The following is a 14,794-nucleotide window of genomic DNA, read 5'->3' on the forward strand; positions in this document are numbered from 1 at the left end:
CCGCTCAGTCTCCAGCACCTCCGGCGGGCGCCGCGTCCCGCTCGCAGACGAAGATCGTCGTACCGGGGATCAGGTTGCCGCGCAGCGGGGACCAGCCGCCCCACTCCTGGGTGTTCCAGGCCGGCCACTCGGGCTCCACGATGTCCACCAGGCGGAAGCCGCCCGCCACGACGGCGCGCACCCAGTCCCCGACGGTGCGGTGGTGCTCGACGTAGACGGCGCGTCCTTCGTCGTCCTGCTCGACGTACGGGGTGCGGTCGAAGTAGGAGGCCGAGACGGTGAGCCCCTCGGGGCCCGGCTCGTCGGGGAACGCCCAGCGGACGGGGTGCGAGACGGAGTAGACGAAGCGGCCGCCGGGCCGCAGCACCCGGCGCACCTCGCGCAGCACCTGTACGGGGTCGGCGACGAACGGCAGCGCCCCGTAGGCGGAGCAGGCCAGGTCGAAGGAGGCGTTTTTGAAGGGCAGGACGCCCGCGTCGGCCTCGACGAGCGGCACCTTGCCGCCGTCGATCCGCATCGCGTGCTGGAGCTGGCGGTGCGAGAGGTCCAGGGCGACGGGCCGCGCGCCCTGGGCGGCCAGCCAGCGCGAGCACTGGGCGGCGCCCGCGCCGATCTCCAGGACGTCTTTGCCCTCCAGCCGCTCGGCGGGGCCGAGCAGTTCGGCCTCCACCTCGTCGAGGCCCTCGGGGCCCCAGACGAAGCGGTCGTCGCCGAGGAACGTGCCGTGCTCGACCTGGTAGTCGTCGGCGTTGCGGTCCCACCAGCCGCGGTTGGCCCGCGAACTCTCCGTGATGTCGGCGTCGCGCCGCGTGGCCGTCGACTCGTCGTCCACCGACGGGCCGCCCGTTCCGTCGGGCTCGTGCGTTTCCATTGCTCCGGACTCTTGGATGATCGGCTCCCTCGTCGTACTCTTCCGTCCAACCCGCGACAGGGGAGGGTGTCCACAGCGCGCCTTGCGGCCCGCGTAGCCTCGTGCGACAGGTTTTGTGCCGGGTATGCGGCCTTCCGCCCCCGGTGTGCGCCTTCGCGACATTGACCCTGCCCGGCGGCCCCCGTATGCTACAAGTTGCGCTGCGGGCCTGCGCACCTCAGACATAGCAGGCTGTGCTCGCATCTGTTGCATGTCCCCTCGGTTGTCGAGGCGCCGCCACGGTCGTGGAAACGCGACCTTGGGTTCGGCGCTTCCTAGGCTGTCCGGCTTCTTCGGTGCGAAACAGGTTCACGGCGTAGCAGTACCCACCGACTTTCAATGTCCGCCGGAGCCCTTTCCCACATGACGAGCAGCACCGAGACCACCGCCACCACCCCGCAGGTTGCGGTCAACGACATCGGTAACGAGGAAGCCTTCCTCGCCGCCATCGACGAGACGATCAAGTACTTCAACGATGGCGACATCGTCGACGGCGTCATCGTCAAGGTTGACCGGGACGAGGTTCTCCTCGACATCGGTTACAAGACCGAAGGTGTCATCCCGAGCCGCGAGCTCTCGATCAAGCACGACGTCGACCCGAACGAGGTCGTGGCGGTCGGCGACGAGATCGAGGCCCTGGTTCTCCAGAAGGAGGACAAGGAAGGCCGACTGATCCTCTCGAAGAAGCGCGCGCAGTACGAGCGTGCGTGGGGCACCATCGAGAAGATCAAGGAAGAGGACGGCATCGTCACCGGCACCGTCATCGAGGTCGTCAAGGGTGGTCTCATCCTCGACATCGGCCTCCGTGGCTTCCTGCCGGCCTCCCTTGTCGAGATGCGCCGCGTCCGCGACCTCCAGCCGTACGTGGGCAAGGAGCTCGAGGCGAAGATCATCGAGCTGGACAAGAACCGCAACAACGTGGTCCTGTCCCGCCGTGCCTGGCTCGAGCAGACCCAGTCCGAGGTCCGCCAGACGTTCCTCACGACCCTTCAGAAGGGTCAGGTCCGCTCCGGCGTCGTGTCCTCCATCGTCAACTTCGGTGCCTTCGTGGACCTGGGTGGCGTCGACGGTCTGGTGCACGTCTCCGAGCTGTCCTGGAAGCACATCGACCACCCGTCCGAGGTTGTCGAGGTCGGCCAGGAAGTCACCGTCGAGGTTCTCGACGTGGACATGGACCGCGAGCGTGTCTCCCTGTCGCTGAAGGCGACGCAGGAAGACCCGTGGCAGCAGTTCGCCCGCACCCACCAGATCGGCCAGGTCGTGCCCGGCAAGGTCACGAAGCTGGTTCCGTTCGGTGCGTTCGTCCGCGTGGACGAGGGCATCGAGGGTCTGGTCCACATCTCCGAGCTGGCCGAGCGCCACGTGGAGATCCCGGAGCAGGTCGTCCAGGTCAACGACGAGATCTTCGTCAAGGTCATCGACATCGACCTCGAGCGCCGTCGCATCAGCCTCTCGCTGAAGCAGGCCAACGAGGCGTTCGGCGCCGACCCGTCGGCCGTCGAGTTCGACCCGACCCTGTACGGCATGGCCGCGTCCTACGACGACCAGGGCAACTACATCTACCCCGAGGGCTTCGACCCCGAGACGAACGACTGGCTCGAGGGCTTCGAGACCCAGCGCGAGGCTTGGGAGGGCCAGTACGCCGAGGCGCAGCAGCGCTTCGAGCAGCACCAGGCCCAGGTCATCAAGAGCCGCGAGGCCGACGCTCAGGCCGAGGCCGAGGGCGCGTCCACCACGGGTGCGGCTCCGGCCGCCTCCGGTGGCAGCGGCGGCGGCGGCGGTTCGTACTCCTCGGAGTCGGACGACAACTCCGGCGCGCTCGCCTCGGACGAGGCGCTCGCCGCGCTTCGCGAGAAGCTGGCCGGCGGCCAGAGCTGAAACGCTCTGCGCTAGCAGGTAGGTGAAGAGTGGGGCCCGCACCGTCAGGTGCGGGCCCCACTGCCGTCTCCGCCGCCGCGCCCCCTGCTATGTGCCGGTGTGCGCCCCTTGACCGGCTGTGCGCGGAGAGAAACGTGGCGGATACACGAGTAACTCCCGTGCCGTAACAGGCCGTTGCCAGGATCCCCGGGTCATGCAAGATCGTGTGACCTTGAGGGGAGCCGGGCAGATGGCAGCACAGCAGGCGGCGGGTACCGGGGCGAGTCGGCGGGCCTTTCTTCGCAACGTCGGCCTCACGGGCGGCGCGGGCGCCATGTTCGCCACGATGGGGGCCCTCGGGCTCGCCCCCACCGCACAGGCCGCCCAGCGTGACCTCCCCTACCGCGCGCCGCGGTCCGGGGACTTCGCGCTGACCGGGCGGGGCGCCGCGAAGGTGGTGATCGTGGGCGGCGGCATCGCCGGGCTCGCCACCGCCTACGAGCTGGGCAAGGCGGGCTACGACTGTACGGTCCTGGAAGCCAGGGACCGCACGGGAGGCCGCAACTTCACCGTGCGGGGCGGTGACGCCACCGTCGACCTGTACGGCAACAAGCAGACCGCGCGCTTCAGCGACGGGCAGTACATGAACGCGGGCCCGGCCCGGCTGCCGCAGTGGATGGTGACGCTCGACTACTGCCGCGAACTCGGCGTCCCCATCGAGGTCTTCACCAACACCAACGCCGACGCCTATCTCTTCAACGAGTCCGCGGGCATGACCCGGCCGATGCGCCACAGGACTGCCAAGGCCGACGTCTACGGCTACGTGTCCGAACTCCTCGCCAAGGCGTCCGACAAGGGCGCCCTCGACCAGGAACTGACCGCCGCCGACCGGGACCGGCTCGTGGAGTTCCTGAAGGACTTCGGCGAACTGGGCGACAAGCTGACGTACGAGGGCGGGGAGCGGCGGGGCTACACCACCGTCCCGGCCGCCACGGGCACGCCGGGCGTGCTGCTCGGTGACGTGCCCTCCGCCTCCGAGGTCTTCGCCGGCGGCGTCGGACGCTACTTCTCCTTCGAGTTCGGCTACGACCAGGCCATGCTGATGTTCCAGCCGGTCGGCGGCATGGACCGGATACCGCAGGCGCTGACGCGGGCCGTCGGCGGGCACCGGGTGCGCACCGGCGCCGTGGTCACCCGCATCACCGACCAGGGCGACCGCGTACAGGTCACCTACCGGCAGGGCGGGCGGACCCGGGTCGTCGAGGCGGACTTCTGCGTCGGCGCGCTCCCGCCCAACATCCTCGCCAAGGTTCCGCACAACCTCGGCGCCGGTGTGCAGAGCGCCCTGGAGGCCATCACGCCGCAGTCCGCGGGGAAGATCGGCCTGGAGTACGCCTCGCGCTGGTGGGAGCTGGACCACCGGATCTACGGCGGCATCACCGAGACCGACATGGACCTCAGCCACATCTGGCACCCCTCGTACGGCTTCAACGGCGAACGCGGCGTCATGATCGGTTACTACAACTACGGCGCGGACGCCGACGCGTACGCGAAGCTGACGCCCAAGGCACGGGAGGCCCGGGCCGTCGCGCAGGGCGTGAAGATCTACGGCGAGAAGTACCGCACGGAACTCGCCTCGTCCTTCTCGCACCACTGGCGGCAGACCCCGCACCTGGAGGCCGCCTGGCACAACACCCCGGGCGGCCCCGACGACCCGCGCTACAAGCCGCTGAACGAACCGGCCGGGCGGGTCTACTTCGCCGGGGACTGGCTGAGCTACACCGACGCCTGGCAGCACGGCGCGTTCACCTCGGCGCGGCGGGCCGTCACCAAGCTGCACGCGCGCGTGATGGCCACGTGAGAGCGGCGTCCCTGGTAAGAGAAGGCTGAGAAAGGGCGCGGGCGGGAATGCCCGCGCCCTCCCCGCGCGTTCTTCCGATGAACACGAGGAGGAGCGGTCACAGTGCTTGATGCGCAGGATTTGTACACATGGGAGCCGAAGGGCCTTGCCGTGGTGGACATGGCGCTCGCCCAGGAGTCCGCCGGCCTTGTCATGCTCTACCACTTCGACGGATACATCGACGCGGGTGAGACCGGCGACCAGATCGTCGACCGGGTGCTCGACTCGCTGCCCCACCAGGTCGTGGCCCGTTTCGACCACGACCGGCTCGTGGACTACCGGGCCCGGCGCCCGCTGCTCACCTTCAAGGGCGATCACTGGACCTCCTACGAAGTGCCCTCGATCGAGGTGCGGCTCGTCCAGGACGCCACCGGCGCGCCGTTCCTGCTCCTCGCGGGGCCCGAGCCGGACGTCGAGTGGGAGCGATTCGCGGCGGCCGTCCAGCAGATCGTCGAGCGTCTCGGGGTACGCCTCGCGGTGAACTTCCACGGCATCCCGATGGGCGTCCCGCACACCCGGCCGGTCGGCCTCACCCCGCACGGCAACCGTACGGACCTGGTGCCGGGGCACATCAGCCCGTTCGACGAGGCGCAGGTGCCGGGCAGCGCCGAGGCGCTGGTCGAGTACCGGCTGATGGAGGCCGGGTTCGACGTCCTCGGTGTCGCCGCGCACGTCCCGCACTACATCGCGCGCTCCGCGTACCCGGACGCCGCGCTCACCGTCCTGGAGGCGATCACCGGCGCGACCGGGCTCGTACTGCCGGGCATCGCCCACGGTCTGCGCACCGAGGCGCACCGGACGCAGACGGAGATCGACCGGCAGATCCAGGAGGGCGACGAGGAGCTGGTCGCGCTCGTCCAGGGGCTCGAGCACCAGTACGACGCCGCCGCGGGTGCCGAGTCCCGGGGCAACATGCTGGCCGAGCCTGCCGACATCCCCTCCGCCGAGGAGATCGGCCTGGAGTTCGAGAAGTTCCTCGCCGAGCGGGAGGGCGACGCCTGAGCGGCGCCTGAGGGACGCCTGGGTGGTGCCTGAGCGGTGCCTGGACGGTGCCCGAGCCGGGGGCTTTAAGCTGCTGCCCATGGTGAAGGTGGGGTTGACCGGCGGTATCGGCGCCGGGAAGAGCGAAGTGTCCCGGCTGCTCGTGGAGCGCGGAGCCGTACTCGTCGACGCGGACAAGATCGCGCGTGAGGTCGTCGAGCCCGGTACGCCGGGGCTCGCGGCCGTCGTCGAGGCGTTCGGCGAGGAGGTGCTCGCCGCCGACGGCACGCTCGACCGGCCGAGACTCGGCTCGATCGTCTTCGCCGACGCCGACAAGCTGGCCGTCCTCAACAAAATCGTGCATCCGCTCGTCGGTGCCCGGTCCGCCGAGCTGGAGGCCGCCGCGGGGCCCGACGCCGTGGTCGTCCACGACGTCCCGCTGCTCACCGAGAACGGGCTCGCCCCGCTCTACGACGTCGTGATCGTCGTCGACACGAGCCCCGGGACCCAGCTCGACCGGCTGACCCGGCTGCGTGGCATGACCGAGGAGGACGCTCGGGCACGGATGGCCGCGCAGGCCACCCGCGAGAAGCGGCGGGAGATCGCCGATGTCGTGATCGACAACGACGTACCGCTGGAGCGCCTCGTCGAGCAGGTCGACGCGGTGTGGGCGGATCTGCGTCGCAGAGCGCAGGAATAGGCCGTGTGGTGCGCGCCGTTGATCCGGTCGAAGGTGATCTCGACATGAGCCGTGTGAGCGTCAGGCCGACGCCAGAAGGGAGTTCACCGTGTCCGACTCCACCCCGGAGACGCACGTCATCGACTACCGCGCGGCCGAGCAGTTGCTGGCCGCGCGCGATCCGCGCGGCGCGGTGAAGCTCCTGGACGACGTGATCGCGGTGCACCCCGAGAACACGGCGGCCCGGCTGCTGCGGGCGCGCGCGTTCTTCGCCGCCGCGCAACTGCGCGCCGCCGAGCTGGAGTTCTCCATCGTCCTGGAGCGCGAGCCGGACAACGCGTTCGCGCACTTCGCGCTGGCCAGGACCTACGAGCGGTGGTCGAAGCCGCAGCAGGCGCGCCGCCATTTCCGGCTCGCCGCCGCGCTCGACCCGCAGCCGGAGTACCTGGCCGCGGCCCGCTTCGACGACTGATCCCGCGACCGATCCCGCGACTGGTCCCGCGACCGGTCCCTCATGGGGCCTTTCGGTACGGTGGGACGTCGCGGCCGGGCTGATAGTGCGGACCCTGGCGGATGTGGCGCCCGATCATGACGACGTCGACCGCCGTGATCAGCGCCAGCGCTCCGCAGGCCACCGCCCACCAGGGTCGGTCGGTCAGCGCGAAGGCGACGGTGCCGAAGGCGGTCCAGGCGAAGCCGAACAGGGCCAGCCCGAGCCGCAGCCGCAGGGGACTGCGCGCGGTGACCGGCTCGTCACCCGTACGCACCTGACGCGCCAGACGCATGGGCACCATCCCCTCAGGACGAGGGGGCCACGAGAGGCTCCCCTTCCCAGGGTGCCACCACGAGCGAAGGAGCGGGCGTGCTGGACCTACTCAGGGGCGACGCGGCCTGTGGCGCGTGGCTGACGGCGCTCGACGACCCGGCGATACCCCGCCTCGCCGCCGAGCTGCCCCATGCCCTCGACCTGCCCGACGTCCTGCTCGACCTGGCCGTGCCGCACGAGGACGTCAACGAGCTGGTGCGCTTGCGCGCTGAGCTGCCGGCCTCGCCCGAGCTGCGGGATCTGCTCGAGCGGGCGGTCAGCGGATTGCTGTGGCGGCTCGGCGAGCCGGGGAAGGGCACGGGCCTGCCGCTGTTCCCCGCGGCGGCCGGGGCGATGGGGCGCTGTTTCGCCGTCCTCGTGTTCGCCGCGGCGCTGCCGCACACCCGCGCCTTCCACCGCGAGCGCGGCATCCCGGACGACGTCTCCCGGCGCACCCTCGCCGACCTCGGCCGCAACCTCGCCCTGCACCGCAGACGGTTCGCCACGACGGGCCTCTCCGTGCCCTGGTGGCTGACCCGGCACTTCCGCGGCGAGCTGTATCAGCTGGGGCGACTCCAGTTCGAGCGGTGGCGGCTCGGGCGGCGCACGGGGGAGCGGCTCGCCTCCTCGGGTGCCGGGGTCGGGCCCGGCGACCTGGTGCTAGGCGTGCACATCCCGGACTTCCGCGGGCCCATGACGCCCGAGGCGTGCGACGACTCGGTGGCGCGGGCACGGGAGTTCTTCGCCCGGCACTTCCCCGGGGAACCGGCCGAGGTGGCGGTCTGCCACTCCTGGCTCCTGGACCCGCAGCTGCGGCGGTACCTGCCCGCCGAGTCCAACATTCTCCGCTTCCAGGACCGGTTCGAGATCACGTACGTGGATGAGGCGGCGGAGGACGACACCCCGGTCGTGTTCGTGTTCGGCGGCACCGAGACGCCGCGCGAGCGGCTGCCGCGCCGGACGAGCGTGCAGCGGGCCGTGCTCGACCACTTGGACGCGGGCGGGCACTGGCATCCGGGGCACGGCTGGTTCCGGCTGTAGTCGTACGGGGCGTACGGGGCGTACGGGGCGTACGAGTGCGGGGAACGGCCGGGGCGGGCGGTTCGTTCTGCCCGCATGAGCCTTGAGATGCGTGCGGGGTACGAGGGGACCGGACCGGGCGCGATCACGCCCGACGGCTGCGCCGTGGAGCTGTACTCGAGACTGCCCGTCGAGGGCGAGCCGGACGTCGTCGCGGAGGCGGTGCCCGCGGGCGCGACGCTGCTCGAACTCGGGTGCGGGGTGGGGCGGGTGACGCATCCGCTGGTCGAGCGCGGGTTCAGGGTGACCGCGGTGGACGAGTCGCCGGAGATGCTGGAGCGGGTGCGGGGTGCGCGTACCGTGCGCTCCACCATCGAGGGGCTCGACCTCGGCGAGGAGTTCGACGTGGTGCTGCTCGGCTCGATCCTCGTCAACACCGGGGACGCGGCGGTGCGGCGCGGCATGCTCGACACGTGCCGGCGCCATGTCGCCGCCGACGGCTGCGTGGTGATCCAGCGGGAGCGCGACGGGGTGCACGAGGGGCTGCCGCGCGAACATGTCCTGCCGGACGGGGCCGTCGTCCGCAAGGTGTCGTCGGAGCTCGTGGGCGGCGACGGGGTGCGGTCGGTGCGGGTGGAGTACGAGTTCCCGGACGCGGTGTGGACGCAGACCTACCGGATCCGGCCGATGATCGTGGCCGAGTTCGAACGGGCGCTGGCGGAGACCGGGTTGCGGGTCGACCGGTACCTGACGGAGGACCAGAGCTGGGTGCGTGCGGTTCCCGTGTGACCGGTCGCCCGATGCGGTGTGCGTGCTGACGGCGCGATGAGTTCTGGTGGCGGCGCCGGTCTTATCCGGTGACAGCAGCACACCGCTTCGCACCGCTCACAGGAGACCGTCATGACGAACCTCGCCGCTACCGCTCCCGCCGCCTCCGCGACCGTCCCCGTCCGCTCCCGGCGCGCCCGGATCGCGCTGCACACGACGGCGATCGTGCTCGCCCTGTTCTTCGGCGCGGCGAGCGGGCTTCCCAAGCTCTTCGCCGCCCCTGCCGCGGTGGAGGCGTTCGACTCGATCGGGTGGGGTGCGCTGGGCATGTACGCGATCGGCGCGGTGGAGGTCGCCGGGGCGATCGGCCTGGTCGTCCCGGTCCTGGCCGGCCTGGCCCCGATCGGCCTGAGCACGCTCATGGTCGGCGCCTTCTTCATGCAGGTCGTCGCGTTCGACGGGGAGAACGCGGCGACCCCGGTCGTCCTGCTCGTCCCGCTGGTCGCCCTCGCCTGGGCGCACCGCGGCCGGAACCGGGAGCTCGTGGCCCTGCTGACGCGCCGCACCGCCGCCACGGAGCGGGCCGGCGCCTGACGGTGCGGGGCCCGTAGCTCCCGCCCTGGCCGGGGCCCACCGCGGTGGACCCCGGTTCAGTGCTGCCCGGACTCCACCCCGGGGCCCTGTCCCGAGTCCTGTCCAGGGCCCTGGCCGAAGACGCCGCGCAGCCGCTCCAGCTCCCTGCGGTCCCGCTTCGTCGGGCGGCCCGTGCCGCGGTCGCGGACGCCGACCGGGCCGATCACCTCGCGCGGCGGGGGCGGCGGCGAGTTGTCGACGTACGTCTCGGCGGCCACCGGCGCCCCGACGCGCTTGCGGATCAGCCGCTTGACCACGACCAGGCGCTCGCGCCCGCCGGGCTGGCGCACCCGCACCTCGTCGCCGACGCGCAGCGCGTGCGCGGGCTTCACGCTGACGTTGTTGACCTTGACATGGCCGCCCTTGCAGGCCGCGGCGCCCGCCGAACGCGTCTTGACCAGGCGTACGGCCCAGATCCAGCTGTCGACCCGTACGCTCTGCGTCTGCGCCTGCGTCTCCGATGTCTCCGATGCCATGCGTCGACCTTATTACTCGCGCCGGGGCCTATGGTCGAAGAGATGAACGACGGACTTCGGGAAGACGGGCTCGGACGGCTCGACGAGCGGATCACGCACTGCCGGGCCTGCCCCCGCCTGGTCGACTGGCGCGAGGAGGTCGCGCGGACAAAGCGCGCGGCCTTCGCCGACGAGACGTACTGGGGCAGGCCCGTGCCCGGCTTCGGACCGCATGACGCGTCCTTGCTGCTCATCGGCCTCGCGCCCGCCGCGCACGGCGGCAACCGCACCGGCCGCATGTTCACCGGCGACCGCTCGGGCGAGGTGCTCTACCAGGCGCTGTACGACGTGGGGCTCGCGTCCCGCCCCGACGCGATCGGCCTGGACGACGGCCTCACCCTGCACGGCGTCCGCATCACGTCCCCCGTGCACTGCACGCCGCCCGAGAACAAGCCGACCACGGGCGAGCGCGACACCTGCCGCCCCTGGCTGGTGCGCGAGCTGGAACTGCTGCGGCCCACCCTGCGCGCCGTCATCGTGCTCGGCGGGTTCGGCTGGCAGGCGGCGCTGCCCGCGTTCACCGAGGCGGGCTGGACGGTGCCGCGCCCGCGCCCCGTGTTCGGCCACGGCGCTCGCGTGGACCTCGGCGGCATCACGCTCTTCGGCTGCTACCACGTCAGCCAGCGCAACACCTTCACCGGCCGCCTCACCCCGAACATGTTGCGCGGAGTGCTGCGCACCGCCGCCATCGCCGCCGGGCTGGACGTGTCCCCGTTCGGCGCAACAGATCTGGAGCCACCTCCCCGCGCTTCCTAGCCTGAAAAAGGTGACGACGACACCTTCTTCTGCGCCGAAGACGCCCTCCACTCCGGCTTCGCAGACAAGCGGCGACCGCCCGCCGGCCGCGGCCTACCGCAACCTGATCGTGGCGACGGTCGGCTTCGCCCTCACCTTCTGGGCCTGGAACCTGATCGCGCCGCTCGCCGGGGTCTTCGGATCGGACCTGGACCTCAGTTCGTTCGCCCAGTCGTTCCTCGTCGCCGTGCCCGTGCTCGTCGGTTCGCTCGGCCGCATCCCGGTCGGCGCGCTCACCGACCGCTACGGCGCCCGGCTGCTGTTCCCGCTGATCTCGGCGCTGACGATCATCCCCGTACTCCTGGTGATCCCCGCCCGGCACAACTTCGGCGCGATGATCGTCGTGGCGTTCCTGCTCGGCCTCGGCGGCACCACCTTCGCCATCGGCATCCCGCTGGTGAACTCCTGGTTCCCGCCCGCGCACCGCGGCCTCGCGCTGGGCATCTTCGGCATGGGCATGGGCGGTGTGGCGCTGTCCGGGTACCTCACGCCGCGCATGGCCAAGCACGGCGAGAACCTCCCCTTCGTCGTCGTCGCCATCGCGCTCGCGGTCTACGCGGTGATCGCGGCCGTCCTCATCACGGACCACCCGGACCGGAAGATCCCCACGACATCTCTGGGCAAGCGGCTCGGCGCGGCCGGGAAACTGCGCGTGACCTGGGAACTGTCCGCCCTGTACGCGATCGGCTTCGGCGGCATCGTCGCCTTCGGCGTGTACCTGCCCACGTACCTGAAGACCTGGTACGAGCTGAGCCCCACGGACGCGGGCACCAAGGCGGCCGGATTCGCGCTCGTCACGGTCGTCTTCCGACCGGTCGGCGGCTGGCTCTCCGACCGGATCCACCCGGCGACCGTCACGGCGTGGGCGCTCGCCCTCGTCGCCGTGTTCGCGATCCTCCAGGCCTTCGACCCTTCCCTGAACCCCATGGGCACGATCTGCTTCCTGCTGATGGCGGCCGGCCTCGGCACCTCGAGCGGCAGCGTCTTCGCTTTGGTCTCGCAGGTCACCCCGCAGCCGCAAGTCGGCTCGGTGACCGGCATCGTCGGCGCGATGGGCGGCCTCGGCGGCTTCGTCCCGCCGCTGGTCATGGGCGCGATCTACAGCGCCAAGGACTCGTACTCGATCGGCTTCATGCTCCTGTCCGACCTGGCGCTCGCGGGATGTGTGTACGCGCTGGGGCGGATGCGCACGACGAAGGCGGCGTGAGGGCGGGGCTCACCGCTTCCGGCCGCGCCGCCGGACGCGCTCACCTTGGGCCTCGATGAACTGCAATTCCAGGGTGGCAGGGGCGGGCGCGACCCCAGGTCCCCCCGCCTCCGCCCAGGCGAGAATCTCATCGGTGGCGTCGTCTCCCATGGACCAGCCGACCCACGCGGCACGCCCGCCCCGGGCGCGCCCCTGCCCCGACGGCTGCACCACGACGACGTTCGCCTGGTCGCACGGCCCGAGACAGTCGCTGACCCGCACGGCGAGCCGCCCCCCGGAGGCAGCGGCCGCGGCGCGCAACCGCTCCAGCTGCCAGTCATGGTCGTAACCGGGGTACTTGCGGGCGTCACCACAGCAGCAGCCCCGGCACACGACGAGCGTGCAGGGGCGGGTACGGGCGGCGCCTATGAGGGTGGGCACGGTGCTCCTACGTGGACTCTTACTGGGTGTCGTCGTCACCGAAGAGATGACGCACGGTGGAACGGTAGTTGGTGCGTACGTGCCCCAGAGCCACGGCCCGCGCCCGCTCCGGATCACCGGCGGCCACGGCGTCGTACAGCTTGCGGTGCTCGTCGAGCTGGAGCGACCACGCCTCGTTGCGCCGGGTCAGCCAGCGCAGACGGCCGTCGACGGGCTGCATGACGCCGATGAGGAGGCCGTTGCCCGCCATGGCGAGGAGCCGGTCGTGGAAGAGGCTGTTGATGTCGGCGATGGTCTCGTCGTCGCCGGTACGGGTGGCTGCCGCCGCCTCGTCGAGCAACTCCGCGAGCCGCGCCACGTCTTCCTTGTCGGCCCGCTCGGCGGCGAGCCCGGCCGCGTAGACCTCCAACGCCTCGCGCAGCTCGTACAGTTCGGCGACGTCGGTGCGGGTGAGGGTACGGACGACGGCCCGGCGCGGCGTCTCGAACGTCACGAACCCCTCGGCGAGCAGCGCTCTGATCGCCTCCCGCGCCGGCACCCGCGACACCCCGAACCGCTCGGCCAGCTCCCGCTCGACGAGCCGGTCACCCGGGCGCAGACGGCCACTGATGATGTCCTGCCGCAGCGTGGCGAGCACGCGCTCGCGCACCGCGCCCAGGGGTTCGACCGTTGACATGGGTCCATCTTCGCCGATACGAGAGCACCGATGACCATGCAGGTCGGCAACCCCTGCCCCCGATTGCTACCGCTTGCCGGTCATGTGGGCGGTCCAGGTGTCCACGGCTTCTTCGAGTCCCAGTGCGGCGACTTGTTCACGTGGCATGCCGACGGTGTGCACCAGACGGTCGGCGAGCCAGTCGGGCACCGGCTCCCGATCGGCTTCCTCGGTGCGTACGGCGATGTCCCCCGCCAGCTTGCCCATGCGCTGGACGACCTCGACGAACTGCACCAACTCCGGCTTGTCGTCCTTGGCCTCGCGGATGCGCGCCAGGGCCTCGCCGTACACCTCGGCGTCGGCCCGCTCGCCGATGGCCCACACCTCACAGATCTCGACGGTCTTGTCCTCGGTGAGGCGGTAGACCACGCGCCAGGTATTGCGGCCGATGATCAGCTTGCGGTATCCGGTGAGCCCGCTGCCGAGCGGATACCCGGCCAGTGGACTCTCTTCCAGCAGCAGCACCTTCTTCAGAACCTTGGGCACTGCCTCGGGGCCGATGCGGCGTAGGTCGTCGAGGGCGGCATCGGTGAAGCAGATCTCCGCCATCAGCCGTCCTGGTGCGAGGAGCGGCCGGCCGGGTGGTTGTCGGTCTCGTCGTCATCCTGCGCGGAGAGCGTTTCGCGGGTCTGCCCGAAGGCGGCCAGCACGTCATCGAGAGAGGTCCGCCGTCCCGGGTCGGTGAGGCCGCGGGACAGGACGAGTGCGAGATCGTTCAGGTCGGAGGCGGCGCGCTCCAGCTCGGTGAGCCGGTCGATTCCGACGACGGCGGCGACCGGCTTGTGACGCCGGGTGACGACGAGATCGGAGCCCTGCTCGGCCTCGCTGACCAGCTTGGCGAGACCGCGCTGCGAGGCCTCTGTGACGGACATTTCCTGGGCGTCGCGCAATATCGTCATGGCGAAACTGTACAGAAAACTACTCAGCAAGGCGATGTGCCGGGATTCCGTCGTACGTCGCCGTCGCCGTCGCCGTCGCCGTCGCCGTCGTCGTCGCTGTCGTTGTCGTCGCCGCCCGTCAGCAGGGCCCCGTCAGCGGGTAGTCCGCCGCGTCCCGCCAGCCCGTTCCCGCGCCGTCCGTGACGATCAGGCGGACCGAGCGGATCTCCGAGCGCAGGGGGAGAGCGCGCGCGAACGTGGCCGCCGGGATCGCGTCGGTGCCCGCGCCGCTCGCCAGTGTCAGGTGGGGGTCCAGGCCCTCGTCGCCGAAGATTCCCCGATAGGGGACCGCCTCCGGCCAGTGTTCGCGCAGGGTCTTCAGCAGCGTACGGAACGGGTCCGCCGGGGCCGGGTGCAGGTACAGGACTCCGGGCCAGCGGCGGACCTCGGCGAACGTGCAGGTGAAGGGTGGGACGGCGGCCACGAGTGCGCGTAGGGCCGATTCCGTCCCGGGGGTGATGCGGGTCACCGGAAGGAACGGGTAGAGCACCGTCACGTGGGCACGTGAACCCGTGCGGACCAGCGGGTCCGCCTCCGGGACATGGATCGTCAGGGCAGTGTCGCCCGGCGCGTCGGGCCAGCCGTCCGCTGATGTGGTCGCGGGCGCAGTCTTCACGGGCACAGCCTCTACCGGCGCGGTGTTCACGGGCA

Annotated in this window: 18 protein-coding genes; 10 read left to right on the plus strand and 8 right to left on the minus strand. The window is 71.1% G+C overall.

The window, feature by feature from the left end; genetic code table 11:
- Positions 1-4: 4 nt before the first annotated feature.
- A complete protein-coding gene (locus ACH4RC_RS09240; RefSeq protein ID WP_398197329.1) occupies positions 5-871 on the minus strand; it encodes a class I SAM-dependent methyltransferase in 867 nt (288 codons plus the stop codon).
- Between the two features lie 402 nt (positions 872-1,273).
- On the opposite strand from ACH4RC_RS09240, the gene rpsA reads away from it, so the two are divergent.
- From rpsA to ACH4RC_RS09265, 5 genes are all read left to right on the plus strand, one after another.
- A complete protein-coding gene (gene rpsA / locus ACH4RC_RS09245; protein ID WP_398197332.1) occupies positions 1,274-2,788 on the plus strand; it encodes a 30S ribosomal protein S1 in 1,515 nt (504 codons plus the stop codon).
- 313 nt (positions 2,789-3,101) lie between these two features.
- Entirely contained in the window at positions 3,102-4,628 is a 1,527-nt protein-coding gene (locus ACH4RC_RS09250) for a flavin monoamine oxidase family protein (protein ID WP_398197875.1), read from the plus strand.
- 102 nt (positions 4,629-4,730) lie between these two features.
- Positions 4,731-5,669 carry a PAC2 family protein gene (locus ACH4RC_RS09255; RefSeq protein WP_398197334.1) on the plus strand — a complete coding sequence of 313 codons (939 nt, stop codon included), beginning with the start codon at positions 4,731-4,733 and terminating at the stop codon, positions 5,667-5,669.
- A 79-nt stretch (positions 5,670-5,748) separates the two neighbouring features.
- A complete protein-coding gene (gene coaE, locus ACH4RC_RS09260; protein ID WP_398197336.1) occupies positions 5,749-6,348 on the plus strand; it encodes a dephospho-CoA kinase in 600 nt (199 codons plus the stop codon).
- A gap of 88 nt (positions 6,349-6,436) precedes the next feature.
- On the plus strand, positions 6,437-6,799 hold the full coding sequence (locus tag ACH4RC_RS09265; protein ID WP_398197339.1) for a tetratricopeptide repeat protein: 363 nt from the start codon (positions 6,437-6,439) through the stop codon (positions 6,797-6,799).
- A gap of 40 nt (positions 6,800-6,839) precedes the next feature.
- On the opposite strand, the gene ACH4RC_RS09270 is transcribed toward ACH4RC_RS09265, so the two are convergent.
- The gene (locus ACH4RC_RS09270; RefSeq protein ID WP_398197341.1) at positions 6,840-7,121 is read right to left on the minus strand and encodes a DUF6343 family protein; all 282 of its coding nucleotides are present in this window, start codon (positions 7,119-7,121) and stop codon (positions 6,840-6,842) included.
- A 68-nt stretch (positions 7,122-7,189) separates the two neighbouring features.
- Here ACH4RC_RS09270 and ACH4RC_RS09275 point away from each other — a divergent pair, with 68 nt between their 5' ends.
- From ACH4RC_RS09275 to ACH4RC_RS09285, 3 genes are all read left to right on the plus strand, one after another.
- Positions 7,190-8,173, plus strand: coding sequence for an acyltransferase domain-containing protein (locus tag ACH4RC_RS09275; RefSeq protein ID WP_398197344.1), 984 nt, complete (start codon positions 7,190-7,192; stop codon positions 8,171-8,173).
- Positions 8,174-8,260: 87 nt separating this feature from the next.
- Positions 8,261-8,941, plus strand: coding sequence for a class I SAM-dependent methyltransferase (locus ACH4RC_RS09280; RefSeq protein ID WP_398197878.1), 681 nt, complete (start codon positions 8,261-8,263; stop codon positions 8,939-8,941).
- 111 nt (positions 8,942-9,052) lie between these two features.
- Positions 9,053-9,514, plus strand: a complete 462-nt coding sequence (locus ACH4RC_RS09285) for a DoxX family protein (RefSeq protein ID WP_398197346.1) — start codon at positions 9,053-9,055, stop codon at positions 9,512-9,514.
- Between the two features lie 56 nt (positions 9,515-9,570).
- Here ACH4RC_RS09285 and ACH4RC_RS09290 read toward each other — a convergent pair whose 3' ends face one another.
- Positions 9,571-10,029 carry an RNA-binding S4 domain-containing protein gene (locus ACH4RC_RS09290; RefSeq protein WP_398197349.1) on the minus strand — a complete coding sequence of 153 codons (459 nt, stop codon included), beginning with the start codon at positions 10,027-10,029 and terminating at the stop codon, positions 9,571-9,573.
- A gap of 42 nt (positions 10,030-10,071) precedes the next feature.
- Between ACH4RC_RS09290 and ACH4RC_RS09295 the strand changes: the two genes are divergently transcribed.
- On the plus strand, positions 10,072-10,824 hold the full coding sequence (locus tag ACH4RC_RS09295; protein WP_398197350.1) for a uracil-DNA glycosylase: 753 nt from the start codon (positions 10,072-10,074) through the stop codon (positions 10,822-10,824).
- 103 nt (positions 10,825-10,927) lie between these two features.
- Positions 10,928-12,070: a nitrate/nitrite transporter gene (locus ACH4RC_RS09300; RefSeq protein ID WP_398197880.1), complete on the plus strand. Its 1,143-nt coding sequence runs from the start codon at positions 10,928-10,930 to the stop codon at positions 12,068-12,070.
- Between the two features lie 9 nt (positions 12,071-12,079).
- Here the strand turns inward: ACH4RC_RS09300 and ACH4RC_RS09305 are convergent, their stop codons facing one another.
- The 5 genes from ACH4RC_RS09305 to ACH4RC_RS09325 all read right to left on the minus strand — a co-directional run bounded on the left by ACH4RC_RS09305 (position 12,080) and on the right by ACH4RC_RS09325 (position 14,759).
- Positions 12,080-12,490, minus strand: coding sequence for a (2Fe-2S) ferredoxin domain-containing protein (locus tag ACH4RC_RS09305; RefSeq protein ID WP_398197353.1), 411 nt, complete (start codon positions 12,488-12,490; stop codon positions 12,080-12,082).
- Positions 12,491-12,509: 19 nt separating this feature from the next.
- A complete protein-coding gene (locus ACH4RC_RS09310; protein ID WP_398197354.1) occupies positions 12,510-13,166 on the minus strand; it encodes a GntR family transcriptional regulator in 657 nt (218 codons plus the stop codon).
- Between the two features lie 66 nt (positions 13,167-13,232).
- Positions 13,233-13,754 (minus strand): type II toxin-antitoxin system RelE/ParE family toxin, encoded by a 522-nt coding sequence (locus ACH4RC_RS09315; protein WP_398197356.1) that lies wholly within the window; start codon positions 13,752-13,754, stop codon positions 13,233-13,235.
- Positions 13,754-14,104, minus strand: a complete 351-nt coding sequence (locus ACH4RC_RS09320) for a type II toxin-antitoxin system Phd/YefM family antitoxin (RefSeq protein WP_398197357.1) — start codon at positions 14,102-14,104, stop codon at positions 13,754-13,756. The genes ACH4RC_RS09315 and ACH4RC_RS09320 overlap by 1 nt, the downstream gene beginning before the upstream one ends.
- Before the next feature lie 118 nt (positions 14,105-14,222).
- The gene (locus ACH4RC_RS09325; RefSeq protein ID WP_398197360.1) at positions 14,223-14,759 is read right to left on the minus strand and encodes a 2'-5' RNA ligase family protein; all 537 of its coding nucleotides are present in this window, start codon (positions 14,757-14,759) and stop codon (positions 14,223-14,225) included.
- Positions 14,760-14,794 lie beyond the last annotated feature (35 nt).

Origin of the sequence: Streptomyces sp. NPDC016845 (assembly GCF_044332585.1) — a bacterium.
Classification (GTDB): Bacteria; Actinomycetota; Actinomycetes; order Streptomycetales; family Streptomycetaceae; genus Streptomyces.